Source organism: Paenarthrobacter sp. Y-19, from assembly GCF_029223985.1.
Taxonomy (GTDB): Bacteria; Actinomycetota; Actinomycetes; order Actinomycetales; family Micrococcaceae; genus Arthrobacter; species Arthrobacter nicotinovorans.
In genome coordinates, this window is record NZ_CP119414.1 from 4,012,014 (window position 1) to 4,038,398 (window position 26,385).

Annotated in this window: 27 protein-coding genes and 2 pseudogenes; 12 read left to right on the forward strand and 17 right to left on the reverse strand. The window is 63.3% G+C overall.

Annotated elements, in window-relative coordinates; genetic code table 11:
* Positions 1 to 50: 50 nt before the first annotated feature.
* Both PYR64_RS18830 and PYR64_RS18835 read right to left on the reverse strand, forming a co-directional pair.
* A complete protein-coding gene (locus tag PYR64_RS18830; protein WP_275776982.1) occupies positions 51 to 1,022 on the reverse strand; it encodes an NAD(P)-dependent oxidoreductase in 972 nt (323 codons plus the stop codon).
* 59 nt (positions 1,023 to 1,081) lie between these two features.
* Positions 1,082 to 1,420: pseudogene (locus PYR64_RS18835) on the reverse strand (cyclase family protein); the annotation flags it as partial.
* Positions 1,421 to 1,422: 2 nt separating this feature from the next.
* Here PYR64_RS18835 and PYR64_RS18840 point away from each other — a divergent pair.
* Positions 1,423 to 1,524 (forward strand): annotated as a pseudogene (locus PYR64_RS18840) (IclR family transcriptional regulator); the annotation flags it as partial.
* 180 nt (positions 1,525 to 1,704) lie between these two features.
* A complete protein-coding gene (gene treS / locus PYR64_RS18845) occupies positions 1,705 to 3,990 on the forward strand; it encodes a maltose alpha-D-glucosyltransferase (RefSeq protein WP_275776984.1) in 2,286 nt (761 codons plus the stop codon).
* A 52-nt stretch (positions 3,991 to 4,042) separates the two neighbouring features.
* On the opposite strand, the gene PYR64_RS18850 is transcribed toward treS, so the two are convergent.
* The 6 genes from PYR64_RS18850 to PYR64_RS18875 all read right to left on the reverse strand — a co-directional run bounded on the left by PYR64_RS18850 (position 4,043) and on the right by PYR64_RS18875 (position 9,152).
* Positions 4,043 to 5,461, reverse strand: a complete 1,419-nt coding sequence (locus PYR64_RS18850; protein WP_345799338.1) for an IS30 family transposase — start codon at positions 5,459 to 5,461, stop codon at positions 4,043 to 4,045.
* A complete protein-coding gene (locus tag PYR64_RS18855) occupies positions 5,358 to 6,059 on the reverse strand; it encodes a hypothetical protein (RefSeq protein WP_275776986.1) in 702 nt (233 codons plus the stop codon). Before PYR64_RS18855 ends, PYR64_RS18850 begins: the two co-directional genes overlap by 104 nt.
* Positions 6,056 to 6,553: an RNA polymerase sigma factor gene (locus PYR64_RS18860; protein WP_275776988.1), complete on the reverse strand. Its 498-nt coding sequence runs from the start codon at positions 6,551 to 6,553 to the stop codon at positions 6,056 to 6,058. Before PYR64_RS18860 ends, PYR64_RS18855 begins: the two co-directional genes overlap by 4 nt.
* Before the next feature lie 146 nt (positions 6,554 to 6,699).
* Positions 6,700 to 7,635, reverse strand: a complete 936-nt coding sequence (ppk2, locus tag PYR64_RS18865) for a polyphosphate kinase 2 (protein WP_275776990.1) — start codon at positions 7,633 to 7,635, stop codon at positions 6,700 to 6,702.
* 36 nt (positions 7,636 to 7,671) lie between these two features.
* The gene (locus tag PYR64_RS18870; RefSeq protein WP_275776992.1) at positions 7,672 to 8,226 is read right to left on the reverse strand and encodes a GNAT family N-acetyltransferase; all 555 of its coding nucleotides are present in this window, start codon (positions 8,224 to 8,226) and stop codon (positions 7,672 to 7,674) included.
* A complete protein-coding gene (locus PYR64_RS18875) occupies positions 8,226 to 9,152 on the reverse strand; it encodes a MurR/RpiR family transcriptional regulator (protein ID WP_275776994.1) in 927 nt (308 codons plus the stop codon). The genes PYR64_RS18870 and PYR64_RS18875 overlap by 1 nt, the downstream gene beginning before the upstream one ends.
* A gap of 184 nt (positions 9,153 to 9,336) precedes the next feature.
* On the opposite strand from PYR64_RS18875, the gene PYR64_RS18880 reads away from it, so the two are divergent.
* The gene (locus PYR64_RS18880) at positions 9,337 to 10,629 is read left to right on the forward strand and encodes a DUF1343 domain-containing protein (RefSeq protein WP_275776995.1); all 1,293 of its coding nucleotides are present in this window, start codon (positions 9,337 to 9,339) and stop codon (positions 10,627 to 10,629) included.
* Between the two features lie 81 nt (positions 10,630 to 10,710).
* Positions 10,711 to 12,714 carry a glycoside hydrolase family 3 protein gene (locus tag PYR64_RS18885; protein WP_275776997.1) on the forward strand — a complete coding sequence of 668 codons (2,004 nt, stop codon included), beginning with the start codon at positions 10,711 to 10,713 and terminating at the stop codon, positions 12,712 to 12,714.
* Between the two features lie 6 nt (positions 12,715 to 12,720).
* On the opposite strand, the gene PYR64_RS18890 is transcribed toward PYR64_RS18885, so the two are convergent.
* From PYR64_RS18890 to PYR64_RS18900, 3 genes are all read right to left on the reverse strand, one after another.
* Positions 12,721 to 13,731, reverse strand: coding sequence for a YdcF family protein (locus tag PYR64_RS18890; RefSeq protein WP_275776999.1), 1,011 nt, complete (start codon positions 13,729 to 13,731; stop codon positions 12,721 to 12,723).
* Between the two features lie 75 nt (positions 13,732 to 13,806).
* On the reverse strand, positions 13,807 to 14,454 hold the full coding sequence (locus tag PYR64_RS18895; protein ID WP_220034257.1) for an alpha/beta hydrolase: 648 nt from the start codon (positions 14,452 to 14,454) through the stop codon (positions 13,807 to 13,809).
* Between the two features lie 13 nt (positions 14,455 to 14,467).
* A complete protein-coding gene (locus tag PYR64_RS18900; protein ID WP_064722438.1) occupies positions 14,468 to 14,872 on the reverse strand; it encodes a rhodanese-like domain-containing protein in 405 nt (134 codons plus the stop codon).
* Positions 14,873 to 14,999: 127 nt separating this feature from the next.
* Here PYR64_RS18900 and PYR64_RS18905 point away from each other — a divergent pair, with 127 nt between their 5' ends.
* The 3 genes from PYR64_RS18905 to PYR64_RS18915 are packed head-to-tail and all read left to right on the forward strand — an operon-like array spanning position 15,000 to position 18,009.
* Positions 15,000 to 15,365: a metal-sensitive transcriptional regulator gene (locus PYR64_RS18905; RefSeq protein WP_018779393.1), complete on the forward strand. Its 366-nt coding sequence runs from the start codon at positions 15,000 to 15,002 to the stop codon at positions 15,363 to 15,365.
* 49 nt (positions 15,366 to 15,414) lie between these two features.
* Positions 15,415 to 15,648 carry a heavy-metal-associated domain-containing protein gene (locus tag PYR64_RS18910; protein ID WP_026267396.1) on the forward strand — a complete coding sequence of 78 codons (234 nt, stop codon included), beginning with the start codon at positions 15,415 to 15,417 and terminating at the stop codon, positions 15,646 to 15,648.
* 9 nt (positions 15,649 to 15,657) lie between these two features.
* Positions 15,658 to 18,009: a heavy metal translocating P-type ATPase gene (locus PYR64_RS18915; RefSeq protein ID WP_275777007.1), complete on the forward strand. Its 2,352-nt coding sequence runs from the start codon at positions 15,658 to 15,660 to the stop codon at positions 18,007 to 18,009.
* Between the two features lie 18 nt (positions 18,010 to 18,027).
* Here PYR64_RS18915 and PYR64_RS18920 read toward each other — a convergent pair whose 3' ends face one another.
* The gene (locus PYR64_RS18920; protein ID WP_018779396.1) at positions 18,028 to 18,300 is read right to left on the reverse strand and encodes a DUF2277 domain-containing protein; all 273 of its coding nucleotides are present in this window, start codon (positions 18,298 to 18,300) and stop codon (positions 18,028 to 18,030) included.
* Positions 18,301 to 18,458: 158 nt separating this feature from the next.
* On the opposite strand from PYR64_RS18920, the gene PYR64_RS18925 reads away from it, so the two are divergent.
* The gene (locus PYR64_RS18925; protein WP_018779397.1) at positions 18,459 to 18,722 is read left to right on the forward strand and encodes a WXG100 family type VII secretion target; all 264 of its coding nucleotides are present in this window, start codon (positions 18,459 to 18,461) and stop codon (positions 18,720 to 18,722) included.
* Between the two features lie 127 nt (positions 18,723 to 18,849).
* Here PYR64_RS18925 and PYR64_RS18930 read toward each other — a convergent pair whose 3' ends face one another.
* The gene (locus tag PYR64_RS18930) at positions 18,850 to 19,875 is read right to left on the reverse strand and encodes a DMT family transporter (RefSeq protein WP_079582273.1); all 1,026 of its coding nucleotides are present in this window, start codon (positions 19,873 to 19,875) and stop codon (positions 18,850 to 18,852) included.
* Between the two features lie 71 nt (positions 19,876 to 19,946).
* Here PYR64_RS18930 and PYR64_RS18935 point away from each other — a divergent pair, with 71 nt between their 5' ends.
* A complete protein-coding gene (locus PYR64_RS18935; RefSeq protein WP_055974065.1) occupies positions 19,947 to 20,495 on the forward strand; it encodes a CGNR zinc finger domain-containing protein in 549 nt (182 codons plus the stop codon).
* 421 nt (positions 20,496 to 20,916) lie between these two features.
* A complete protein-coding gene (locus PYR64_RS18940) occupies positions 20,917 to 21,402 on the forward strand; it encodes a hypothetical protein (protein WP_275777011.1) in 486 nt (161 codons plus the stop codon).
* Here the strand turns inward: PYR64_RS18940 and PYR64_RS18945 are convergent.
* From PYR64_RS18945 to PYR64_RS18955, 3 genes are all read right to left on the reverse strand, one after another.
* Positions 21,399 to 21,746 carry a hypothetical protein gene (locus tag PYR64_RS18945; protein ID WP_275777013.1) on the reverse strand — a complete coding sequence of 116 codons (348 nt, stop codon included), beginning with the start codon at positions 21,744 to 21,746 and terminating at the stop codon, positions 21,399 to 21,401. The two genes, PYR64_RS18940 and PYR64_RS18945, sit on opposite strands and share 4 nt — an antisense overlap.
* Positions 21,747 to 21,814: 68 nt before the next feature.
* Positions 21,815 to 22,393, reverse strand: a complete 579-nt coding sequence (locus PYR64_RS18950; protein ID WP_189076598.1) for a DUF308 domain-containing protein — start codon at positions 22,391 to 22,393, stop codon at positions 21,815 to 21,817.
* 9 nt (positions 22,394 to 22,402) lie between these two features.
* Positions 22,403 to 23,743: an MATE family efflux transporter gene (locus PYR64_RS18955; RefSeq protein WP_275777017.1), complete on the reverse strand. Its 1,341-nt coding sequence runs from the start codon at positions 23,741 to 23,743 to the stop codon at positions 22,403 to 22,405.
* Between the two features lie 41 nt (positions 23,744 to 23,784).
* Between PYR64_RS18955 and PYR64_RS18960 the strand changes: the two genes are divergently transcribed.
* Both PYR64_RS18960 and PYR64_RS18965 read left to right on the forward strand, forming a co-directional pair.
* Positions 23,785 to 24,351: an antibiotic biosynthesis monooxygenase gene (locus PYR64_RS18960; protein WP_275777019.1), complete on the forward strand. Its 567-nt coding sequence runs from the start codon at positions 23,785 to 23,787 to the stop codon at positions 24,349 to 24,351.
* A gap of 68 nt (positions 24,352 to 24,419) precedes the next feature.
* A complete protein-coding gene (locus PYR64_RS18965) occupies positions 24,420 to 24,854 on the forward strand; it encodes a DoxX family protein (RefSeq protein WP_018779406.1) in 435 nt (144 codons plus the stop codon).
* Positions 24,855 to 25,069: 215 nt separating this feature from the next.
* Here PYR64_RS18965 and aztD read toward each other — a convergent pair whose 3' ends face one another.
* A complete protein-coding gene (gene aztD / locus PYR64_RS18970) occupies positions 25,070 to 26,383 on the reverse strand; it encodes a zinc metallochaperone AztD (protein WP_275777021.1) in 1,314 nt (437 codons plus the stop codon).
* Between the last annotated feature and the right edge of the window lie 2 nt (positions 26,384 to 26,385).

The following is a 26,385-nucleotide window of genomic DNA, read 5'->3' on the forward strand; positions in this document are numbered from 1 at the left end:
TGCTTCAAGCTTCGGGCCTCGCGCGGGGGATGTACAGATACCGTTCAGGTTCAGTCGGGGCTGCTGACCTTGAGTTGCCCGTGGTCAACGAGCCAGCGCAGGGACTCGTGCACGGCCTGTTCGGGCTCGTAGCGCGGTGCGTAGCCCAGGAGGGATCTGGCTTTTTCGATGGTGAGGCAATGGTTGCGGGACAAGTGGGCCCAGCTCGTGTCAGCGTGTTCGGGCGTGCTGGTCCGGCGGAATTCGTCCCATCCGACCGTCTCAAGATGCGGCTCCTGGCCGAACCAGGACGCCGCAATCCTGGCGTAGCCGCGAACGCTCAGGGCCGTGGGAGCGACGATGTTGAAGTCTTCGCCGGCCGCCGCATCACGGCGGTCGATGGCCTTCTCAAAGGCCTGCGCGAGGTCGTCGGCATGGACGTGATGCATCATTTCCGCACCGCTTCCCGGCATGAGCACTGTCTGCCCGCCGGAGATCTTCTGCCACACCGTGGGGTCGAAATTCCCAAGCGGCCCCACCGGATGCCAGCCCGGCCCCACGATATGCCCGGGATGCAGCGACGTCGTGACCAGGCCGCCGGACGCCGTCTCCTCCTTCAGCATGCGGGCGATGTCGCGCTTCTGGATGCCGTACTCATCAGTCGGTTCGAGGGCGGAATCCGAGCCCTCCGCCAACGGCAACTTCAAGCTCTCGCCGTACCGCCAGATGGATCCACAGTGCAGGAGATGTCCCACCTCGCCACGGAGACGGTTCACCAGCGCGGTGGCCGAGTCGAGCGTGAAGCAGACAAGGTCAACCACGACGTCGGCACCCAGCTCCGCGACCCTGTCACCGAAGGTGCCGGCACGGTCCTCCTGCTCACGGTCCGCAGCGACCTGGCGGACCTGCTGCCATTCGGGTGAATCCGTGTAGGGCGTGCTGGTTCCGCGGCTGATGTTGACCACCTCATGCCCCGCACGGACGAGCCTGGGAACGAGGAAGGAGCCGATGTGGCCGCTGCCTCCGATGACAACTGCCTTCATGGTGTCCACTTCGCCTTTGCTCCGGGGCCGGGAGTTCCAGCGTAGTCCGGCTTCGTGGTTTACAGCAGCGCGATGGCGTTCGCCGGCGAACCCGTGCCCCCCACGATGTTGAGCGGCTTGATGCTGACAAAGGCGTCCCAGTTTCCGGTGGACCTCATGTGCCGGGCCAACGGACCCAGTCGCCAAAGCTCACCGAGGGGCATGCCGAGTTTGGCGAGGAGTTGCTGGTGCATCATGCCGTTGTCATTCGGCGCCGCCTCCAGGAACGGGCTGCCTGCCACGGCCGGGAGGCATTCGAAGGCGAAGTTGTCGGCGGCCAGCAGCGCAATTTGGTTGTCCCACGCCCAGGCGACGAACTCCTGGGATTGTTCTACGCCTGATGCCTTCCTGCTGGTTCGGCCCAGTGGAGTCCGTCACCGACAAAGCGTTGAGGGCCGGCGTACCGGAACTAAGGCGTGCAGCGGGCAGGCTTTCGGAGCTGCTGGAAGGGTCCGTCTACTAGCGCAGCAACAGTCTTCCGGCGGACATTAGCCAGCAACCTGACGACTCACTTCTCCCAAGTTCGACAAACCGCATGCGGTCGTGCCTAGCATGAATACTCCGGGTAAGCCCGGGTACGTGAACTCTTGAACGACCCCCTCGGAAGGTCGGCGTCAGCGCCGGCCACGTAAAGGAGAATGCTGTGCGGGAGCCTGTAGTCAACGAGAGCGCGGCAGAAGTCAGCGCTGATCCATCTGAATCACAGGAAGAACCGCAGGTAACTGAGGAAACCGCAACAGAGTCACCGGAAATCACGTTCGACGAGCAGTTCTACCCTGCGCGGCCCAAAGCGCTGAGGCCGATTGCCCGCCGTCGTCAGTTCTTTGCAGCCCGACCGTCCCTGGAGTTCGACGGACTGAACTCCACGTACGTCGATTGGCTGCGCAACCAGTCCATGCTCGGCGACGCCAACACCATGGCCCGGCAGCTTTCGGGGCAAGCCAGCATGTGGCAGAACTCCTACGCCAGGCCGAACCCGCGCTCGGCAGTGGAGCGCGCACCTGTCTGGTTCACGGCCTACCCACTGTCCTTCATCACCAAGGACGGCCAGTCGTTCCTTTCTGCGCTCGGTGACCCTGCACTGTGGGATGCGTTCAGCCAGATCGGCATCCGGGGGCTGCACACTGGGCCGGTCAAGCTTGCCGGCGGCATCCGCGGATGGTCGCAGACACCCAGCGTCGACGGACACTTCGACCGCATCAGCATGGCGATCGACCCTGCGTTCGGCACCGAGGAAGAATTCCGGCAGATGTGCGAGGTCGCCGTCGAGCACGGCGGCACGATCATCGACGACATTGTTCCCGGGCACACCGGCAAGGGGGCTGACTTCCGGCTTGCCGAAATGAACTTCCGGGACTACCCCGGCATTTATCACATGGTGGACATCCCCGAAGAGGACTGGCACCTGCTGCCGGACGTTCCCGAGAACGAGGACTCCGTCAACATCAGCCCCGAGACGGAGAAGGCCCTCCAGCAGGCCGGCTACATCATCGGCCGCCTGCAGCGGGTCATCTTCTACGAGCCCGGCGTGAAGGAAACCAACTGGAGCGCGACCAAGGCAATCGTCGACACCACCGGCAAGAAACGCCGCTGGGTGTACCTCCACTATTTCAAGGCCGGGCAGCCGTCCATCAACTGGCTGGACCCCACCTTTGCCGGCATGCGCCTGGTGGTGGGCGATGCCCTGCATTCCCTGCTGGACCTTGGAACGGGCGCACTGCGCCTGGACGCCAACGGCTTCCTGGGTGTTGAGAAAAGCGCCGAGGAAGAGCCGGGCTGGTCCGAAGGCCACCCGTTGTCCGAGGCAGCGAACCAGCTGATCGGCTCGATGATCCGCAAAGTAGGTGGCTTCTCCTTCCAGGAACTCAACCTCACCATTGATGACATCAAGGCCCAGTCCGAGTCGGGTCCGGACCAGTCCTACGACTTCGTCACCAGGCCCGCCTACCACTACGCCCTGGTGACCGGTGATACCGAGTTCCTGCGCCTGACCTTGAAGCTCGCCATGGAAATCGGCGTCGACCAGGCGTCCTTGGTCCACGCACTCCAGAACCACGACGAACTGACCTACGAACTGCTGCACTTCGCGGCCGGCCACAGGGACGACATTTTCGAGCTCGGCGGGGAAGAACTGACGGGCGCGGAGGTGGCCGAGAAAGTACAGGACACCCTGCGGGAGCGCCTCACAGGTGAGAACGGCCCTTACAACGCCGTCTTCACCACCAACGGCATCGCCTGCACCACCGTCAGCTTCATCATGGCCACGTTGGGGATCAAGGACCCGGACGCCATCACGGCGGAACAGGAAGCCCAAATACTGGATGCCCACGTCCTGCTGTCCATGTACAACGCTTTGCAGCCGGGCGTCTTCGCACTGTCCGGTTGGGACCTCACCGGCATCACTGCCCTGGACCGTGAAACTGTCCGCGAGTTGACGTCCCAGGGCGACACCCGCTGGATCAACCGCGGAGCCCACGACCTCATGGGGACCAGCCCGGACGCAACGACCTCCTTGGCGGGCATGGCCCGGGCACGCAGCCTCTACGGCCCGCTGCCCGAGCAGCTCAAGGATCCGGCGTCCTATGCGCGGCGGCTCCAGAAGATCCTCACGGTGCGGGAAGAGTCCGGGATCGCAACCAGTACGCTCCTGGATGTCCCGGACGTGTCCAACCGTGGACTGTTGGTGATGGTCAACCAGCTCGCTGACGGAGCGGTGCAAGTGACGGTCCTGAACTTCTCCGACCAGGACATCGCAGGCAGCATCCAGTCCTCGCATCTGGTGCCTGGCGCGACGGTCCACGATCTGTTCAGCGGCGAAGACGTGGGCCAGGTGGATGACCTGGGCAGCTTCTTCCTGGAACTGCGGCCCTTCCAGGGCACGGCACTCCTGTTGAAGGATCCGGTCGCCGAGGACGAGGCTACCGAATAGGAAGCCCCACGTTCCGCGAGTTGGCACCTAATGACTTTGCCCCCAGGCGGTTTCAGCTTGCTAGTGCAACACCATCGATTAGTTTGGTCAGTCTTTCAGTTGGGGTGTCCCATTGGAGTGTTTGACGCGGTCGGATGTTGAGCAGGTGCTGGGTGTGGGCGAGTTCTTCGTCGCTGACCTGGTTGAAGTTCGTGCCTTTGGGGTGGATATCGCGGACCAGTCCGTTGGTGTTCTCGTTCGTGCCGCGTTGCCAGGGTGAGTGCGGGTCACAGAAGAACAGCTGGCAGCCGGTCGCTACTGTGAACTTGGCGTGTTGAGCCATTTCCGTGCCTTGGTCCCAGGTGATCGTTTTAAGGATCGCCTGGGGCAGGGTGTGGATCATTTTCTGCATGACCTCGATGACCGTCGCGCTGTCCCTGGCTCCCGGCAGCCGGCCCAGCAAAGTGAACCGTGAGGAGCGCTCGACCAAGGTGACGATCCCGGAGTTACCGGGACCCACGACCAAATCACCTTCCCAATGGCCGGGCACGGCCCGGTCCTGGACTTCGGCGGGCCGGTCGCTCAGCCGGGCCCCTTCAAGCCAGGGCCTTACGTTCCTGGCAGGCAGCTTTGATTGGGGCTTACGACCGGTCCGGCCCGAACGTAGGGCCTTCTCCACGGCAAGTTCATGCCGCAAGGCACCCCGGCCCTGCACGTAAAGGGCTTGGTAAATTGACTCGTGGGACACGTGCATCTCCGGCTGCTCGGGGAACGTCTTCTTCAGGTCCGCAGCGCTCTGTTGAGGTGAGAAACGCTGGTTCAAGCGTGCCACGACCTCCTTCCACACCGCCGTTCCCGCAGAGAGCTTCACGGGCCGGTTCCGTCTACGGCGGACCAGTGCCCGGTGTTGGGCAACCCCGGCGTCGTAATAGCGCCGGGCCCAATGCTCGATACTGTGTCGGCGGATCTCCCGGGACACCGTTGATGGATGCACGCCCAACTCCTTGGCGATCTGTCGCATGGAACGCGGCTCCGGCAAGCCCAGACAGGCCTTGATATAAGCCCGGTCCTCCAAAGTCAGCCGCCGGTACCTTCGCTCCTTATCCCGCGAAAGCACCTCCGAAGCCATCGGAAGACGCACGCCACCACCAGGGCCGGAGATAAGTTCCATGCCCGCTAGTTTCGCCCATTGCGACACCGCTTGCCGGGACACCCCAGCCGCGGCAGCACTTCGTCCCGTGTCCTCACCCGCCAGCAAGTGCTCATACGCACACGCACGAACCGACCACGGCAACTTCTTGACCATGACACCCCTCCAACTACAGGGGTGTTGCACTAGCCACCTGAAGACGCCCCAAAACATGGGCATTAAATGCCAACTCGCGGGCTCACCAACTCTGGACCAGGAACGCTGCACCGGTCGGAGAGCACACGCCGGGGTCCCTGGTACCGGGCGCGTGTCCTCCTCCGAACGCAAAGTCGTCGCCCACATTGACTGCAGTTCCGTCGGGCAAAATGACTCCCGTCCCGGTGACCTGGGTTCCGAAGGGGAAGATGAGGCCCGTCGATGTTCCGTCCGGGCGGATTTCGGCGAAGCACCCTCCGCTGTTCAGGCCGAGCCTGCCTGAGTTGAGAGCCTCCATGAAGACGTTGACGCCTTGATCCGTAGAGACGGCGGCCTTGTTGCCGTTGCCTCCGACGACGATTTCGGCAGCGCCCGTCGCTGCCTTGGCGCCAATAATTTCGGGCAATGATGGAGACGCGGACGAATCCGTTTCCGGTGCGGCAGCAGACGGGGTGGCGGCTGGACCCGCCTGCTCATTGAGCGGCGCGGACAGGGACGACGCCACGAAAACACCGGCGAGGGCTGCCGCTGCCGCCAACCCGGCCCCCGCAGCCAGCCGGAAACGTCGACGCGGGCGTCGCTGATGGAAGTCGTCGATGGAGCCGCCGGGTACGAGTTGCTCCGAGTCAGTGAACCTGACAGCAAGGCTTTTCTCCCGGCTCCGGGCCAGTTCCTCTTCGGTGACGGCCATGCCCGGATCGGCGCCCGTCAATCGTTCCACAGCGGCCGTTTCCTCATGCCTCATCGCTGCACATCCTCTGTCTCTCGCTCTGCCCGAAGTAGTTGGCTGAGATGTCTTCGAGCCCGGTGCAGCCGCATCCTGACAGCGGTGGCCGAGACATCGAGCAGTTCCGCAACTTCGGCCGAGGTGAAGCCGTCCCAGTACGTCAGGAGGAGGACCTCACGGTCCTCGGGCTTGAGCCGGTCCAGCGCGTCCCGCACCTCGCCGTCGTCGCTAACCGGTTCCCTGGTCTGCTGCCGTTCCAGTTGCTGCGCGAGGTTCATCGAGCGGACGGCGGAACGGTTGTGGTTGCGGAGAACATTCCGGGCAATACCGAACACGATCAGCACGGACAATTCCTGGTCCTGACGGCACTTCTCCCAGGCGATGCGGAAGACTTCGGCGCATAGGTCCTCCGCAGTGGACGGGTCCCCGGCGCGGCGCCGGAAAAAGCGATAGACCTTGTCATGGCAGGCCGAGTGGGCTGCCAGGAAGTGTTCCTGTCTGGCCGGCTCCACGCGATCTCCTTGGTCCGTCTGCACGCTCATACCCGGTTAATGTCCGGCAGTCAGAAGAATGTAACGGAACTTTCAGGAAAAGCGCGACGTCGGCACTTACGGTAAGTGCCGATGTCGCGGTTTGCCGGGTTTTGCGCGTAGAGCGACTAGTCGCCTACGGCGTCGCGGCCGCGGCGGACGATCAGCGGATCCGCCGGGAAGACCACCGAGGTGTCCTTGTCCTCGTAGTCGAATTGGTTGAGGAAGAAGCGCATGGCGTTGATCCTGGCACGCTTCTTGTCGTTGGACTTGATGGTGATCCACGGCGCGTGGTCGGAGTCCGTGTGGAGAAAGGTCTGCTCTTTGGCCTCGGTGTATTCATCCCAGCGGCCCAGTGACGCGAGGTCCATTGGTGAGAGTTTCCAGCGCCGCACGGGGTCGATCTGGCGGATCGCGAAACGGGTGCGCTGCTCTTGCCGGGTCACGGAGAACCAGAACTTGGTGACGTGGATTCCGGCGTCCACCAGCATTTTTTCAAAGACGGGCGCCTGGCCCATGAAGGTGTCGTATTCCTCGTCGGTGCAGAACCCCATGACGCGTTCCACGTTGGCCCGGTTGTACCAGGACCTGTCGAACATGACGATTTCCCCGGCAGTGGGCAGGTGCTGGATGTAGCGCTGGAAATACCACTGGCCCTGCTCGCGGTCGGAGGGCTTGGCGAGCGCCACGGTCCGGGCCGAACGGGGATCAAGGTGCTCGGTGAAACGCTTGATGGTTCCGCCCTTGCCCGCGGCGTCCCTGCCTTCGAACACGATCACATGCTTCAGGCCCAGATCCTGGCCCCAGTATTGGAACTTCAACAGCTCGATCTGCAGGCGGTACTTCTCGATCTCGTACTCGTCGCGGGTCATCCGCTCCGGGTAGGGGTATTCGTCGCTCCATGTTTCCACGGCCGATCCGCCGGGATCGATGAGCTCAGGGTCTTCCCCTTGGCCTCCGCTGATGGTGTATCCCAGCTCCACCAGATGGTCGATGGTCTCGCGCAGGTTGTCCCTGACCCACCAGTTGTCCAGCGATGTGGCGAGTGGGTTTGCGTCCGTCATGCGGTCCTCCTGCTAAGCCGTGTGGTGCACGGCAGGCTAGCAAGGCTTGGTGACGGGAACATGAACAGCCTGGAGGTCGATCCAATAGCGGCGGAAGAGTCGCCCATCGGCGTCGATTCGCGCATCCTCAAGGAGCCCGCCCGCGCGTTCAATGGTCTTGGCGGACGCGGCATTGGAGTCATCGCAGGTCAAGAGAACCCGATCAGGCCCGCCCCGCGCAGCCAGGTGAGCGCACAGTTCCTGGAGGGCCCAGGATGCCGCCCCGCGTCCACGATCAGATGGCCTTACGCCGTAGCCGATATGCCCGCCGGAGTTCAGGAGGGCTGGAGTGAGATAGTGGCGGAACGCAATGGAACCCACATACCGCGGGCCCTCCGTTATCCACCGGAACGTGCAGGGAACAATGCCGTCCTTTTCGACGGCCCGTTCAGCATCCAGCAGCTTGCGGACCCAGCGCTCAAAGCCCTTTTGACTGGTGACGTCATCCCCCGGGAACAGGCCGGCACCGTCCTGGTGGGCACCGTCCCACTCGCTGTGGGACTCGGTAAACGACTGATAAAAGGAAGCATCCGGAGCAACGAGGGTGAACATCACACGACTATATTCGGCTGCGGCGGTGTATGCCCGCGCGGCACTTTCCTGCCTTGGACGGCCGCGTGCGTCTTGCGCAGCGCTGAGATGGAAGCGTCGTACGAATGCTGGGCGACCCCCACGAAAAGGCAATCAACCACCATCATCTGGGCGATCCGGCTCCCCATCGCGCCTGGCCTGAAGGGTGTCTCACGCGCTGCGGTGCTGAGCACAATGTCGGCGGCACGGCCCAAGGGCGAGTCAGCATGGTTGGTGATGGCGATCGTCGTGGCCCCGGTATCCTTGGCCGCCCTGAGGAAATCGATCGTATCCGCGGTGGTGCCCGAGTGTGAGATGCCCACCGCCACACCGTTCTCGTCCAAAAGCGCTGCGGAGGTCAACGCGACATGAACCTCGGGCCAGTTGAAGGAAGTCAGGCCTATCCGGTGCAGTTTCTGCTGCAGGTCGTGGCCGACCAACCCTCCGGCGCCCACACCAAAGATGTCGATTTTCCGCGAGCGGGTGATGACCTCGATGGCTGTGGCCAGTTCGTGAACGTCGAGCACCTGGGCGGTGTCAGCGATGGACATCGTTTCGTTGAAAGCGATCTTGGAAATGATGTCGGGAAGCGAATCCGACGGGTTCACGTCGTCGTAAACCGTAGCGGGCACGGGGTTGGCTGAACTCTCCCTGGCAGCTTCCCTGGCGAGGTCGAGGCGCAGCTCGGAGTACCCGCGGTATCCCACCTTTTTGTAGAAGCGGACAACCGACGTGGTGGACGTTCCGCAGTGCTCGGCGAGGTCGCCGATAGACAAAGTCGCGGCCCGCGAAGGGTCCGCCAGGACAAGCTCGGCAACAGAGCGCTCGGACGGGCGAAGGGCCGGCAGGGCAGATCTGATCCGGACCAAAACAGTACGCGATGCCTGCGTGTTCAGCTCCTGGTCCACGGCGGACTCCTTCCAACGGCTGGGTCCAAAAGTACGGGCTTGTAAATAAGTTACCTAAAAGTGGATACGAAGGTAAGTCATTGACGCAGCTCCGCGAGGGGAATACGGTCGATGTAAGGAAAATCACAAATGTTGTCAAGGAATCCCCACCTGAGCACGGCAGCACCTTTCCGAAAGGCACCCCATGAACCTCAACCGCAGAAGACTGATCCATGCCTCGGGGCTGGCCGCAGCGGCCGCCGTCGTCGCACCCTTCACGCCTGCCGCCGTCGCGCAACCGCCGGGCACGCGACCCGGAAAGCCGGGAGCCGCCGTCAACGGAGCCGACCTCGCCGCCGCCGAAAACTGGAGCATCTTCGCCGGTCGCAAGGTAGGTGTCATCACCAATCCCACCGGCGTCCTGGCCAACTTCCGCTCCATCGTGGACGACATGGCGGACAAGGGCGTCGACGTCGGGGCCGTCTTCGGTCCCGAGCACGGCTTCCGCGGAACCGCCCAGGACGGCGGCAGCGAAGGCACCTCGGTGGACCCGCGGACCGGCATCACCGTCTATGACTCCTACGGCGCCGAAGTTGCCGACTACGTGGGCTTTTACGAAGCATCCGGCGTGGACACCATCTGCTTCGACATCCAGGACGTCGGAGCCCGGTTCTATACCTACATCTGGACCATGTGGGGCGCCATGCAGGCGGCGTCCCGGACCGGCGCCAAGTTTGTGGTCCTGGACCGCCCCAATCCCATCGGCGGCCAGGCGCGCGGACCGGTCCTCCAACCCGGCTTCGAGTCCGGAGTGGGACGGTTGGGCATAGCCCTGCAACACGGCATGACCGTGGGCGAGCTCGCCACCTGCTTCAACGCCGTCTACCTCCCGGCCGCCGGTCTCACGCCCATCAAGGACCTTCACGTGGTGCAGGTTCAGGGCTGGCGCCGCGAGATGACCGGACCGGATAACAGGGCAGCCTGGATTCTCCCGAGTCCCAACATGCCCACGCCGGAAACAGCCACCTTGTATCCCGGTACAGCCTTGTTCGAGGCGACCAACATGTCCGAAGGCCGCGGAACCACCCGGCCTTTCGAAATCATCGGCGCGCCTTATGTGGACTACCGATGGGCCGAAGCGTTGAACGGCAAGGGTCTCAACGGCGTCACCTTTCGTGAGGCTTACTTCCAGCCCACGCTGTCGAAAAACCAAGGCCTCATCTGCGGGGGCGTCCAGGTCCACATCACCGACGCCACCCGCGTTGAAGCGCTTGAGGTGGGCACCCACATGCTGGTCGAAGCCAAGCGTCTGTACCCGGGCTTCGACTGGCGCGGCGACGGCGGCCGTTGGATGGGCCTGCTGAGCGGTTCGGCCCGCTTCGCCGAACAGCTCAACGCCGGCGCTGACGCCAGGACGATCATGGACAGCTGGCGGCAGGAACTGGGTCAGTTCGTTCGCGATACCCGCCCGTACCTCCTCTACAACGGGCCACGCTAAGCACGCAGAAACACCCCGCCTCAACCAACAAACAAGGACGATGGGATTGGGATCCACATGCACAGAAAAGGAACTACCCTCATGACGGCGGCCGCCACGGCGCTGCTCATGACCGGCGCGGGCACTGCAGTTGCCGCCGTGCCCACCAGCACGGTAATGACGACGGCGGCCTCCGCCTCACCGGACATCGACGCAATGATTGCGGGCATGACTCTGGACGAAAAGATCGGCCAGATGACGTGGACCCATGTTTATGGTTCGTCCGCGGATGACACGTCCATGGCGTCAAGCAACCAGGAGCGGTACGGCGTCAATACGCCAGCCGAGGTGGTGGAGAAGTACAACCTGGGCGGCGTCCTCTACTTCGCTTGGTCCGGCAACACGGCCAACCCTGGGCAGGTTGCGGGCCTTTCGAACGGCCTGCAGAAGGCGGCCGTGGGCGCAGACGGAAAAGGCATCCCGCTGGCCGTGACCATCGACCAGGAAGGTGGCCTTGTGGCCCGGATCGGGCCGCCCGCCACTGTACTCCCGGGCAACATGGCACTGGGTGCCACCGGAGATGAGGAGCTTGCACGGGCCCAGGGCGGAATCCTGGGGTCGGAGATGCGCGCCATGGGCATCAACGTGGACTTCGCCCCGGTATTGGACCTCAACTCCAACCCGGACAACCCTGTCATCGGAATCCGTTCCATGAGTGAAGACCCCGCACTGGTCAGCAAACTTGGCGTCGCCCAGATCGACGGCCTGCAGGCACATAACGTGGGGGCTGCGGCCAAGCACTTCCCCGGCCACGGCGACACTTCAGTGGACTCCCACTACGGACTGCCAACGGTCACCTACGACCGCGCGACCCTGAACAAGCACCTCCAGCCTTTCAAAGCCGCGATCGATGCCGGCGTGGACATGGTCATGACGGCACACATCATTGTGGAGGCCATCGATCCGGACATGCCGGGAACCCTGTCCCACAAGGTGCTCACCGGCCTGCTCCGTGATGAGCTCGGCTTCAAGGGGCTCGTCACCACCGACGCTTTGGACATGGCCGCGATGGCCGCCGAATGGCCCCAGGAAGAAATCGCGGTCAAGGCCATCCAGGCCGGGTCCGACATCCTCCTCAACTCCCCCGACGTGGAGGCGTCGTTCGCCGGGGTGCGTGCCGCCGTCGGGTCCGGAGAGATCACTGAAGCCCGCCTGGACGAGTCCGTCCGACGGATCCTCGAATGGAAGGTCAAGCGCGGCGTCTTCGACCAGCCCATGACCGATCCCGGCGCCGTGGACACGCTTGTTGGCACTGCCGAAAACCTCGGCACGGCCAATCTGATCTCCGACCGCGCCGTCACGTTGGTCCGCAATGAGGACCGCGTCCTGCCGCTCCCGTCCAAGAGCTCGGTGCTCATGGTTGGTTCCGGTTCAGCGTGGCCGGAACTGGCCGGTCCCATGCTCAAAGAGCAAGGATTCGCGGTCACTGAAGATTACGAGAATGGCGCATCGCCCTCCGCGGCCTACCGGGCCCGGGCGGTGGCCGCTGCCCGAGGAGTGGATGCGGTCGTCTTCGCTTCCTACAACGCCACCGGCAACGCTGCGCAACAGCAGATGGTGGCTGAGCTCGCGGCGACCGGAACGCCGGTGATCGTCATTGCCACGCGCAACCCTTACGACATCAACGTCTTCCCGGGCGCCGACGCCGTTCTCAACAGTTACGGGGTCAAGGAGGTCAACTTCCATGGCGCCGTCCGCGCCATTGCCGGCGCGGTCAACCCCAGCGGCAAACTGCCGGTGAACGTCCCGAAGGCCGACGGCGACGGCGTCCTCCTGCCGCTTGGCTTCGGCCTCAGCTATGACACCGCGACGCCGGCAGCCGTCACCTTTACGGACCGGCCGGGCAAGGGGCAGGATTCGTACACCATCCCCGCAGTTCAGGGCGTGACGTACCTCGTTGACGGCAAGGAGGTTGCAGCTGGGTCCTACCGGAAGCCGGCGGGCACCGTGACAGTCACCGCTGCACCCGACAAGGGGTACGTCTTCACGGAAGGCGCCGTCACCGAGTGGAGCCACACCTTCACCACCGGGCTCCCCAACCCATAGGAAGAGCTACACCACCGGAGAGTTCATCAGTGCGACCGTGATGAGAAGGGCAATCCCGAACATCGGCAGGCAGAGAACTGCGTTGGTCAGGCGGTTGTCCCTCATCACGGCCACGAACTCCCTAAGGAACGCGCTGGGCACAAAGTACCTGGCAGTCGGAGCACCCACCACCTCCGCGTTGATCTTCTGCCGACGGGACAGGAGGGCGGCGCGGAGTACGTGGTAGTTGTTGGTGCACACCAGCAGCGGCCCCTGGATTCCCCTGTCGGCCAGCAGTGCGACGGAGTAGGCAAGGTTCTCGCGGGTGGTGGTGGCTTTGTTCTCCTCCACCACATCGCCGGGAGCGGCACCCTTGGTCACCAGGTAGTCCTTCATCGCCGAGGACTCGGGCCGGGGTTCATCGGGGCCTTGGCCCCCGGAAGGTACCAAAACGGGCCTGACCGGGGTGACGGCGTCGTAAATTTCCAGAGCCTTGTTCAGGCGTGCGGCGAGCAGCGGCGGAACCTTGCCGTCAATGAGCCCTGAACCCAGGACGATGACCGCCGCCGGGTTCGGGCTGAAGCGCATCTTGGAGTACACCACGGCATAGCCCAGGAACACCACGAATGCGCAGCCGAGGTAGGCGCAGAAGAAGAACGCAAGGGCTGCGATGCCGGCCAGTACGGGCTGCCCGCTCAGCACGAAGAGGAAGGCCACCACCGGTGCCAGGAAAACAGCCATTCCCACTGCCATGGGCAAAAAGCTGGTGATGCTTGGGCCTTCCCTGCGGACCATGGTGACGCCGTTCGCGAGCAAGAAGCCGGCGAAGACGAAAATGCTGATCACGGGCACTACGACAATTACGAGGTTCAGCCATTCGAACCATGGATTCAGGTCAATCAGGAAATCCAGGAGGGCCTGCAGTAGAAACCAGGCCGCAACCAGAAGGAAGACGCCATTCCTTAGCCGGCGCCGGTCCGACTGGAATGAGGCAAGGAAAAGGCCCGCAAAGAGAAGTCCTAGGACCAGGGTCAGCATGATCCAAGCCTATGCGGTGCAGTTACCACTCGCGGTGTCTCGTGGAGGCTTTGGGATGAGGGAGGCTCCGTGAAGTCAGAGGCCAATCTTTCCGGCAAAGTCGACAAGAGCTCCAGCTACAGCGCCCGGGTGACTCAGCGTGGCGTAGTGACCGCCCGGGATCTCCACTGGTTCGATGCCCAGCCGGTCGCGTATCTGGCGACTCATGAACGACGCAGGGAAGAGCAAATCGTCACGGCACAAAATCCCCAGGGTTGGCACGCTCGGATGCTTTCCCGGCCAGGGGTCTGACATCCATGCACCTTGCTGGTCACGCTCCCTGTCGGTGGCCTGTTGCACCAATTCCGCGGGGACAAGATTGAAATATGGTTCGTCGGGGATGGTCTCGCGGTCATGGCCTGTCTTGGTCCACCACTCGCCGAAGGTCTCCCCCGGCATCGGAATCATTGCCGAGAGGTACACAAGGCCGTTGGAATGGAGCTTTTCGCAAACCAACGGTGCCGTGAAACCGCCCAGCGAGTGCCCCACCACGATGGTGTGCGGAGCTTTGCCAACGGCGGCCGTCGCTGCGCGGGCGTAGTCTTCAAGCCGGGCATCAACGTCTTCGATGGGCAGGTCGACGGCCACCACGTCATGCCCGGCCGCTTCAAGAAGCGGGCCAACCAAATGCCAGTCCCACGCCGTGGAACCACCGCCGTGGACCAGTACGAAAGTCGTCATCATGCCCCGTTTCACATCAGGCCGTGTGCGCTGTCACCAATACATCGGGCGCTCTCTGAACGATACCCGCGTCGGTTTCAACGGGCAGGCCGTTCCTGATCCAATATTCGATGCCTCCTATCAACTCCTTCACGGAGTAGCCCAGTTCCGCGAACGCGAGCGCAGCAAAGGTGCTGCCGTTGCAGCCCGGGCCCCAGGAGTACACCACTACCTGTGAGCCAGCGGGGACAAGGTCCGGAGCCTGGGATGGAATCAGCGCCGTAGGTATATGTACGGCTTGAGGAATATGTCCGTGGTCCCAGGAAGATCGGCGTCGGGTGTCCACGATAAACAGCGTTTCCGGGTCCGCCTCGGCCACCTCCATGACATCAATCTCGCACTGAAGCTTGGCCCGGAAATAGTCGGCGGGGTCGAGCTTCATGCCAAAACTCCCGACTTGATCATCGGACACCATTCAGTCACCTTGCCTTATTGAGGGTTCTTTCACCTCCTCACCATACCCCCTGGGGGTACTTGACGCATACCCCCTTGGGGTATAGGTTGAGGACATGAATTCACCAGACCTGAAACTGAGCCACCCGGATGCGCCAGTCATCGAGGTGGACCTGGAACCCTCCGCGCACCACGGCTACACCAGCAATAAGGACGCGTACCTCAAGAGGTTGAAACGAATCGAAGGCCAAGTCCGCGGGATCGCGCGCATGGTGGAAGACGACAAATACTGCATCGACATCCTCACGCAGGTCGCAGCTGCCACCAAAGCCCTCCACGCAGTGAGCCTGGGCCTCGTTGAGGAGCACATCGGCCACTGCGTCGTTGGCGCTGCCTCCGAGCCCGACCCCGAAGCCCGCGCCGAACAAATCGACGCGAAAGTCAAGGAGGCCACCGATGCCATCGGGCGCCTGCTGCGGTAACCCCGCTACCACCCACCACACCATCCAACTCAGCACCAAGGAGCACTCCATGAGCCAGACCATCCAGACCAACGTGAACGTTTCCGGCATGACCTGCGGCCACTGTGTTTCCAGCGTGAGCGAAGAACTCGAATCTCTTAGCGGCGTCCAGAATGTCGCAGTCGACCTCAACCCCGGCGGCCTGTCCACCGTCACCATCACATCCACCCATGAACTCTCGCCGTCAGAAATTGGCGAGGCCGTGGCAGAAGCCGGCTACCTGGTGGTAGCCAACGAAGCCTAGGGGGTTCCCTTGAGTAACCAGGAAACCTTCAACCAACCCGCACAACGGGTGATCGAGCTGGACATTGAGGGCATGACCTGCGCCTCATGCGTCAATCGGGTGGAACGGAAACTGGGCAAGCTCGAAGGCGTCGAGGCGAGCGTCAACCTGCCCCTCGAATCAGCCCATGTCACCGTCCCCGCCACCGTGACGGACCAGCAGATCGTGGACACGGTCAATGCGACGGGGTACAAGGCCACCCTGCGCCAGGCACCCGCGCCGCATACCCGCCCGGCCGCCAGTGACACGGCAAACAGTCCCGGGCATGAGCATCACAATCATCATCACGACGCTGAGCCCATGCACGACGAGCATTCCGGGCACGAAAACCATATGGATCACGGTCCGTCGGCATCGACACTCCGGCCGCGCCTGATCCTGGCTGCCGTCCTGACCGTTCCTGTGTTTGCGATCTCCATGATTCCCGCCCTTCAGTTCGCCAACTGGGGCTGGGTTGTGGGCGCCTTGGCGCTGCCGGTGGTGAGTTGGGCAGCCTGGCCCTTCCACAGGGCTGCTGCTATCAATGCGCGGCATCTTGCGTCCACCATGGACACCCTTGTTTCCATTGGTGTGATCGCGGCCTACGTGTACTCGGCCTGGCAGTTGTTCGCCGACCCGCGAATGACCGAACACCCCGGCATGGAAAGCATGTCCGGCGGGGGGCTGTACTTCGAGGTCGCGACTGTTGTCACCACGTTCCTCCTCCTGGGCCGTTACCTGGAAGCGAACGCGAAGGCCAAAGCGGGCAATGCCCTCAAGGCCCTCCTGAACCTGGGCGCGAAGGATGCAACCATCCTCGAAGGGGGCATTGAGCGGAAGATCCCTGCGGATCAGCTCCTCGTGGATGATGTGTTCGTTGTCCGCCCCGGCGAGAAGATCGCGACGGACGGCGTTGTCACGGACGGCGCTTCCGCCGTCGACGCTTCCCTGGTTACCGGCGAATCGGTGCCGGTTGAAGTGGGGCCGGGCAGCACGGTGACCGGGGCTACGATCAATACCTCCGGGCGCCTGTTGGTCCGGGCCACGCGCGTTGGCTCCGACACCACGCTCGCCCAGATGGGGCGGCTGGTCAGCCAGGCCCAAACGGGCAAAGCGCCGATTGCGCGGCTCGCGGACAGGATCAGCTCGGTCTTCGTCCCGATCGTGCTGGTCATCGCGCTGGCAACGTTTGTGCTCTGGCTGTTCATCTCCGGCGACCTGAATGCCGCATTCACCGCCGCCGTTGCTGTCCTGGTGATCGCTTGCCCCTGCGCCTTGGGTCTGGCGACGCCGGTTGGCCTGCTGACCGGAACGGGTCGTGGAGCCCAATTGGGCATCCTCATCAAGGGTCCGCAGGTTCTCGAGGACACCCGGCACGTTGACACCATCCTGTTGGACAAGACCGGCACCGTTACCAGCGGCAAGCTGGCCGTGGACCACACCGTAGCCCTGAACGGGCATTCCCCCGCCGCAGTGCTCACCCTGGCGGGTGCCGTCGAGTCAGCGTCGGAGCACCCGATCGCCCACGCGATTGCCGCCGCGGCAAAGGACGCAATGCCCGACGCCGGAGCCCTGCCTGCCGTGGACGGCTTCAGTTCCGCTCCCGGCGGCGGAGTGCGGGGCCGGGTTGTGCTGGACGGCAGCCCGAAGGCTGTGGTCGTAGGTCGCTCGGGTTGGCTTGAAGAAAACGGTATCTCCCTCGAAGCGGGCCATCGGGAAATGCTGGCAGCCGAGGAGAACGGGGGCGCCACCGCCATCTGGGTCGCCGTTGACGGAGCGCCGGCTGGAATTGTGAGCCTGAGCGACACCATCAAGCCCGGCTCGGCGGCAGCGATCCAGAAGCTCAAGTATCTGGGCATCCGTCCGATCCTTTTGACCGGAGACAACGCTGCCGTGGCCGCCCAAGTGGCTGCCGCCGTCGGAATATCCCCGGAGGACGTATTCGCCGGGGTGCTGCCGGAAGGAAAAGTGGAGGCAGTTCGGAAGCTTCAGGCCTCCGGGGCGACAGTCGCCATGGCCGGAGATGGTGTCAACGACGCCGCGGCCCTGGCGCAATCGGATCTGGGGATCGCGATGGGTTCCGGCACAGATGTCGCAATCGAAGCCTCGGATCTGACGGTCATGGGCAGCGACCTGGGTCAGCTCGTCCAGGCAATCGAGCTGTCCCGGAAGACCCTCTCCACGATCAAAACCAACTTGTTCTGGGCGTTCTTCTACAACGCGATCGGCATTCCCGTAGCCGCGTTGGGGCTGCTGAATCCGATGATCGCGGGGGCAGCGATGGCGGCCAGCTCGGTCCTGGTGGTGGCCAACTCGCTAAGGCTGCGCTCGTTCGGCAAATAGCTTCGTGGAAGGCCTGGGCTACGCGGTTCCGAAGCGGACCGCAGCCCGGGCCTTTGCCTTGGCCGCTTCCTCGTCCCGGTTCTTGGCCGGCGCGTGGCTCACCAACGAGTCCAGAAGATGTTGCGTAATGTGTGCGATTTCGTGGACAGCCTCGGCAAAGGCTTCCTCGTTGGCCTTGGAGGGCTTGGTGGATCCGCTGATCTTTCGCACGTATTGGAGGGCAGCGGCCTCCACTTCCTCGCTGGTGGCATGCGGTTCGAAGTTATGCAGAGTCCTGATATTCCGGCACATAACCCCATGCTAACCATGGGCAGTGCTGCATGGGGAGGGGTGCCCATCGACGGGTTCGCAATTCCCGGGATAGGTTTTAGCTATTGGATCTTCCGGATGAGCCGGAGGCCGCTGGGGATGCCGAAGAGCTCGGGTCCGAACAAATGAAGGAGAATCTCATGGCTATTTGGGGTGCAGATGTTGATCAGCTTCGTCAGCTCGGTAACAAGCTGAAGGCAGGTGCCGAGCACATCGAGCAGCAGCGTTCACAGCTGAAGGGTGCACTCGACGGCACCGACTGGAAGGGTCCGGACGCTGACAAGTTCCGCGGCGAGTGGGACAGCCAGCACGCTTCCAACCTGAAGAAGGTTGCCGATGCTCTTCGCGAAGCCGGCGATCGCGCTCAGAAGAACGCTGAGCAGCAGCAGCAGGCTTCCAACTAAGACAGTTGGGAAAATGCCCGGACGCACAAGCGTCCGGGCATTTTTGTGTTCACAGCAGAACCCGCAGTTATCCGCGTTTGCCTTCAATGCACGGCAAGGCGACCCGACACGGCCGCTGGGCCGTGCTTCAGTCCCGGGAAGCTCCGGCGACAGGCCCCGAAGGTACAGGTTCGACGTCGTTCGGGTGATCCAACGCGTGGACAACAGCGGCACGACGGTCCCCGCGCAGTTCGTCCACACGGACCAGGACTACGCCGCCCACAATCAGGAGACCGCCCAGCAGTTGGATTGGGCCGGGGAGTTCGCCCAACAGGAGCCAAGCCCAGATCACTGCGAACAGCACTTCCGTCAGGGACACGAACGAGGCCACTTTCGATCCCAGGCTCCGGGCCGCCATGATCCCGGAAACGTACGCCAGGACCGTTGCCAGGATGATCAAGCCGACGACGGACACCCACCAGGGCACGGTCCAGGGTCCCAGCGTTGTGTCTGCGGTACTGAACGTCATGGGAAGAAGCCCCAAAAGGCCCACCAGCCACATCACCAGTGCACCTACCAGCAGACCGCCTGAGGCGAGCACCAGTGGGGGGAGGGTGTCGTTTTCCTTTGCGGTGATGAAGAAGTAGATCACCAGGCACACGGCAGCCGCCATGCCCCACAGGACGCCAACGAAGTCCACCTTCACAGCGCCGGTCAGGTCAAGAACCAGCACCAGTCCACCCAGGGACAGCAGCGCGCCGGCAGCGGTGAGTGCGCGCGGTTTGCGTCGGCTGGAGATCCACAGCCACAGCACAATCATCACCGGGGCCAGGTATTCGAGCAGCAGTGCAACGCCCACGGACAGCCGGGCTACGGCGTTGAAGTAGAAAAGCTGGCAGCCGGCTACTCCGATGAGGCCGAACAGCAGGATGGTGAGCCAGTTTTCCTTGAGCTGATGCCAACGGTCCCGGAGAGCCATAACGGCGGGAATCGCCAGGATCAGCGCCGCTCCCGTGAGGCGCACGGTAACAGCGGCACCCGGGGACCAGCCGGTCTCCAACATCGACTTGGCGAAAGAGCCGGAGGTTCCGAAGACAGCTGAAGAGAAAAGGGCAATGCCGAGTCCCGATGCCAAGAAACTCTTTGCATCAGCCTTCGTCGTTGGAGCTGACACAGCAGCCTCCTGTCAGGAGTAAAGTGGGCTTATGGTCATGACAGTACTCCCGAAATATGTAAGGAGTCAAAGTGCTATTTGCGCCTGACACCGAAGTTGCCTTACGCAGCGTCGTCAACCTGATCAACACTGCCGCCAACGGTGAAGAACTGCTGGCCACCGTGGAGGAACTCAACTCGTTCCTGAACGCCGAGGAGTTCACGGGCTCGCGCGCCAATTCGGCCGATGAATTGACCAGCATCAAGCGCCTGCGCAGCGAACTCGCAGCACTCTGGACCTCTGACGAAGACACTGCAGCCAAGACAGTCAACAAACTGCTCGCGGACGCAAAAGCCCTCCCACAGCTGGTCAAGCATGACCACTGGGACTGGCACCTGCACGCCACCACACCGGAAGCGCCCCTGGCTGACAGGATGGGCACCGAGGCCGCGATGGCCATCGTCGACGTGATCCGCAGCAGGGAAATGGACCGGATGCGCATTTGCGCCGCAGAGGATTGTGATGCCGTGGTGCTGGACCTCAGCCGCAACCGCTCCAAGCTTTACTGCGACACAGGCAACTGCGCCAACCGGGCCCACGTGGCGGCATACCGCGCACGGAAGGCCGCCGAAGGCGAATAACGCAGGCATAATTGCGGCATGGGGGAACAGCCGAATACAGGCGCTTACGACTTTCCGGCTGGACGGACGCCGATTCCGAATACCGCCTGGGTCCGGCCCCCCGATAAACCGGACATGGCCCCGATTGCCCAATACATTCTTCTGGCGGTCGCCGGCGTGACTCTCATCATTTCCGGGTCAACACGCCCGAGCGCCACATAGGCGACATCGATGGTTACCACTTCGACGTCGTCACGAGCCATGGCGGAATGCTCATGGGCGGCTGCCTCATCATCAACTTCCTCGTCGTTAGTGCATCGTTCCCGCTCCGGTTCCGAAAACGACCACGCATTGGAAGGATGGCCAAGTGACCCACCCCTCCGCGGATCGCCCAGTCCCCACACTGCGCGATTTGCCACGTGAACGCTACGGAAGCCCAGGAATGACCAGGTTCGGCCAACTCGCCCTGGCCTTCGCCTTCCTGGCCCCATCGTGGATCATGTTGCAGGTGGCAACCATGGTGGACTACGACGGCATCGGAGTGATAATCGGCCTTGTACTGGGCGGCATTCTCGTACCGGCAGCAACCATCTCCCTCGCAGTCATGGTGGGTCTGCCCCTGCGCCTCATTCCCCCGATCAACCGTTGGTGGGCGGGCAACGGTCGAATCTACGTACTCATGGCTGCCGCTGGCCTGGCCCTTATTGCTTCCGGGTACCTGAAAGCCACGCCTGAGACCTTAAGGCCCAACGGGATCGACTACATTCCTTCGGCACCGGACGGCGGCCTGCTCATGGGCGGCTGGTGCGTTCTCGCATTTCTTCTGGTGAACGCATCACTGCCGCTTCGCTGGCCCACTAACGCCAGCCCAGCCAAACCAACCAAAAAGCGCTCCCCCAACAACAGTGGGGAAGCGCTGGAAGGTTAGTGGCCGGCGTCGGGCGTTTCAGTCCCGCCGGCGGAGTCCGCAGCCGGCGACCCGCCGTGCGGACGCTTGGAACTCAGGTTGACCCCGGAACCCTTGCCGAGGTGGTCGGCGTTCTCCTTGTAGCTCATGGACAGCATGGCCGCCACAACGAGGCTCACAATGAACGCGATGCCTGCGCCGGTGAACGCGAGGTCGAACCGCGGAACACGCGCGCTGCCGCCGGAGGCGAAGATCAGCACGGCCACGAAGGCCAGCACGGCGAAGAAGGCGGAGAACATGAGGGGTCCCTTGACCGAGGTCCGCATCTTGCGCGGTTCTCCTGGTGTCTGGTCTGCCACGGTCATTCCTCCAATGATGGCGGTACATGCCCGCCGGTCTGCAAAAGTTCTACAACGAGTAGAACGTCCAACTACTAGTTTACGGCCTCCGGCGAGGCGCCGGGCGCAGAGGCCTGCGTCCTCGTACCGGTGCGGGCATCATGGCGCAGCGACAGACCGGAAAGCATCCACAAGACGCCCGAGAGAATGGCGCCCCCACCTGCAACCCCCAGGAGCGCGTGCGCACCCAGCGAAGTAAAGAATGGCAGCAGAATGCCCGTACCCACCGAAATAATGCCCGAGATGAGCCAGTCGCGGGCTACGGAATCGCGCTTCTTCAGGCCCTGCATGGACTCAAGAAGTCCAAGAACCAGCAGAGCCAGCATGGCAGAAAGAGCCACGCCTTGATCAGACTGCGTCACCAACGCGGCGAGGCCGCCCGCGGCTACCACCACTGCTACAGCTACTGGCAAAACGCGGGACATCCACACGGCCGCTGCCGTTCCAAGCAGATACAGGCCCACGGCCCACGCCAGGACCTCCACTGACGGCGAACTCCAGAAGATGGTCACCAAACCAAACAACACTGCGACCGTTGCGCGGATCAGGATGGGTTTCCACAGTCCGGCCGGAGGGGCAGCAGGAGTGTGGGCAGGAGTCGATGGAAGAGTCACCCGTCCAGTTTAGTGCGAACCCAACACCATCCACCGATCGGTCCGCGCGCGCAGCCCCAACGTCACCGCACGGGCCAGCATGTAACCCAGCGCAAACGCCGCCCACAGCCACAGAAGACCCGCCTCGCCGCCGGGCCTCAGCTGGTGGACAGCCACCAGCAGCGGCAAATAGACCGCAAGATTTACGACGCCGGCAATCGCCAGATAGCGCGCGTCGCCGGCGCCAATGAGGACACCGTCCAAGACGAAGACGTACCCGGCCAGCGGCTGACCGAGCGCGAGCACCCAGAGCGCAACCGTCAGTGCCGATCGAACGCCGGAGTCGGCCGTGAAAATGTATCCAACCCACGGAGCCGCCACGGCCAGCAGTATGCCGGTGATCACGCCAAAGCCCGTACCCCAGCGGATCATCGTGCGGGTCAGTTCACGGGCCCTGGCTGCGTTCCGGGCTCCGAGTTCCTTGCCGATCAGGGCCTGCGCCGCGATGGCCAATGCATCCAGGGCAAAGGCAAGGAAGGAGAAAATTGTCATGGCCAACTGATGCGCCGCCAGGTTGACGGCACCCTGGGCCGTCACCACCAGGACCGTGGCGAGGATCGCCAAGCGGAGACTCAGCGTGCGGAGCATAAGCCACGAGCCCACCTTGGTCATGGCCCGGATGCCATGCCAGTCGGGCCGCAGGGACACACCATGCTGCCGCGCATTACGGCCCACCATCACGAGGTAGACGGCGGCCATGGCCCACTGCGCAATGCTGGTACCGATCGCCGAACCCGTCACGGACATGCTCAACCCGTAGACCAGGAACACATTGAGGGCTATGTTGACCGCGAATCCGGCCGTCGCCACCACCAGCGGCGTCCGGGTGTCCTGTAAACCACGAAGGACACCGGTGCCGGCGAAAATCAGGAGCATTGCCGCCAGCCCGGGCATGGACCACCGGAGGTAGTCCACGGCGAATCCCTGCACATCGCCCGATGCACCCATGAAACCGACCAAGGGCTCGGCTGCTACGAAGCCCACCACAGCGAGCACCAGCCCCAGCAGCAGGGCCAGCCAGACGCCGTCGCGCCCTGCGGCCAGAGCCTTCCCCAACTTTCCGTCGCCGATCGCGCGGGCGACCGCCGGCGTCGTCGAATACGCCAGGAAGACCATGAGTCCCACCGCAGTGTGCAGGATGGTTGACGCCAGTCCGACGCCGGCCAGCTGGTCGACCCCTAAATGCCCCACGATCGCAGAGTCGGCCAGGAGGAACAAAGGCTCTGCAATCAGCGCACCGAACGCGGGGACGGCCAGGCGAAGGATTTCGCGCGCGGTGGAGCGGGCGGGGGCGATTGTGGTTTGAGGCACTAAACAAGCCTAGTCTGCTGGGGGACGGGTACATTTGGGCCGTGTCATATGAGCATCCCGTCACCGTTTCCGTAGCCCGCACCATTCTTCCGGGCTACACCCGCCAAGCCAACGCGTGGGCACATGCCGGGCAGGAACTTGCCCGCGAGTGGCCGGGTTACCTGGGATCTGGATGGGTGCGCAACGGAGTGGATTCCACCGAGTGGCACATGCTCTATCGTTTCGCCGACGCCGAATCGATGCAGGCGTGGGAGGACTCCGAGGAGAGGCGCTGGTGGATCGACAGTGCCAGGGACATGATGGAGACCACCCGCGTGGAACGTCATACGGGGATTGAGGGTTGGTTCTCGCGGCCTGGCGATGTCTCGGTAGTCGTGCCCGAAACTGTGGTGCCACCGCGCTGGAAGCAGGCCATCAGCATCTTCCTCCCGTTCTTCCCGCTCAGCCTGCTGGCAAATTTCCTGCTGCACCCGTTGACGCAGGATTGGCCGCTGGTGTTTGCCGTTTTGCTGAACATCGTGATCCTGACGCCTCTGATGACGTACATTTTCCTGCCGATCACCACCCGGCTCCTGCAGCCCTGGCTTCAGGCGAAGCCTCGTAATTAGCTGGGAATTCGGTGATAGTGCGCCACATTTAGTTGACACTTCAATAAATTGGCTGCAAGGGTTGAAGCATGAACAAGTCCAGCTTGACCACCACAGCCCTGACCATCCTGCGCGTCATTGCAGGATTTCTCTTCGCCGCGCACGGTTGGCAGAAGTTCAACGAATTCACCATCGCCGGAACCCAGGCTTCCTTCACCCAGATGGGCGTGCCGGGCGCATCCGTCGTGGCCCCCATCGTGGCAACACTGGAGCTCGTCGGCGGCATCGCACTGATCCTCGGCCTCCTGACCCGCGTCTTCGCAGCACTCCTGGCCATCGACATGCTGGGGGCCCTCTTCCTGGTGCACGCTCCGGCCGGCATCTTTGTGGCCAACGGAGGGTATGAACTCGTACTGCTCTTCGCAGGTGCCGCGCTGGCCCTCGCACTGGCGGGCGCCGGCAGGATCTCGGCCGACGCCGCACTCTTCGGCCGCTCCGGCTCGAAGCTCCGCGCCCTGGCCTAAGCGGCCCCTCCCCTCGGACGCCCCCTCACGTAACAACACTTTCACGCGGACGCTCGCTCACTTTCTCGAGGAAATTGAGCGAGCGTCGGCGCTTAAGGCATGGGACGTGAGCGAGCGTCGGCGTTTAAGGCGTGGGACGTGAGCGAGCGTCGGCGCTTAAGGCATGGGACGTGAGCGAGCGTCCGATTTCCACGACGCGGGACCCAAGGATTGGACTAGCCCGTGACGCCGGTGAGCTCGTTCGGGGTCTGATCAAGCTTCACCGACTTCGCCACCTTGCCCGCCTTCAGGTCCACAGCGTGAAGTGACTGCGTCGCAGGTTCGGTGACGTACGCCGTCGAGCCCTGGACAAAAAGGGTGGGCCGCGGGTCCTGCCAGGTGGCCGACTCCTCCCATGCGGCAACCACAGGGATGGTTGAGGTGACGGCACCGGAGAGTGGGTCGATCACGCGCAGGCCGCCATCAGTTCCCAGAACCAGGGCTTCACCCGCCGGGCCGCGGCCCAGTGAGCGGAACGAGTAGCTGGTGCCGATGTCCACGAGCTGCATGGCTGCGGTTTCGGTGTTGACCAGCGAAATCCGGGTAGGACGTTCCGGCTTGGCGGCCTTGTCCACCTTGTAGTCGCCCAGGATCACCGGGGACTTTTCCGATCCCGCCTGATTGCCCAAGCGGCCGTAAGCATCAGGGCTCGCCACCTTGGTGATGGCCCCGTCCTTGTAGATCAACATGCCGTTTTCGCATCCGACCACTACTGCTTCTCCGGCAGCCACGGCCTCACCATGCACGCCCGGGCAGTCCTCGTTGCGGACGATTTCCTTACGGTCCTGCCCCTTGCCGGCGGAGAGTATTGCGATCCCGGACCTGCTTTCCTCATTGCCGAGGGTCACCAGCAGCTTGCCGTCCTCGAGTTCGACGGCGACTCCATGGTGCGCTTCAGGCGTTGTGTAAACGTCGGCGGCGGGCAGTTTTCCGTCCTCCACAGCAGCCCCCAGCGCAGAGCTCTTGAAGCTCTCCACCTTGCCCGACCCGTCGCTGAACAGCACGGTTTTGCCGGCGTGCAGCACCACGTGACCGGCTTTACTCGCCTCGAACGCCAGATCCGTCAGCTTGGGATCGCTGACGTAGTGATGGCTATGGTCGCCGTGCGGCTCGGTCCAGGCGCCGGCGTCGAAAAGGCGGAAGGCGTCACCGGTGGACACGAAAACATGCCTGCCGTCGCCTGCGGGATTCAGCCGGTTGAAGCCACCCAAGTCCGCACTCCCCACCTTCTCCAGGGAGGCGCCGTCCAGAACTCCCATGCCGCCGTCGTACGTGTAGACCAGGCGAGGGGTCGGGGCACCGGCCTCTTTGGGGCTGGGCTCTGCGGACGACGACGGCGACGCGTCGGCTGCGCTGCCGGCGGAGCCGCCGGGCGTCGCGCAGCCAGTAAGAAGAAGGGCGGAAAGCCCGACGACGGCGACCGCGCCCGTGGGTAAGTGGCGTTTACGGCCGCGCACGGCAGGAAGGGTGGGGTGTGAGTGATGTGACATGA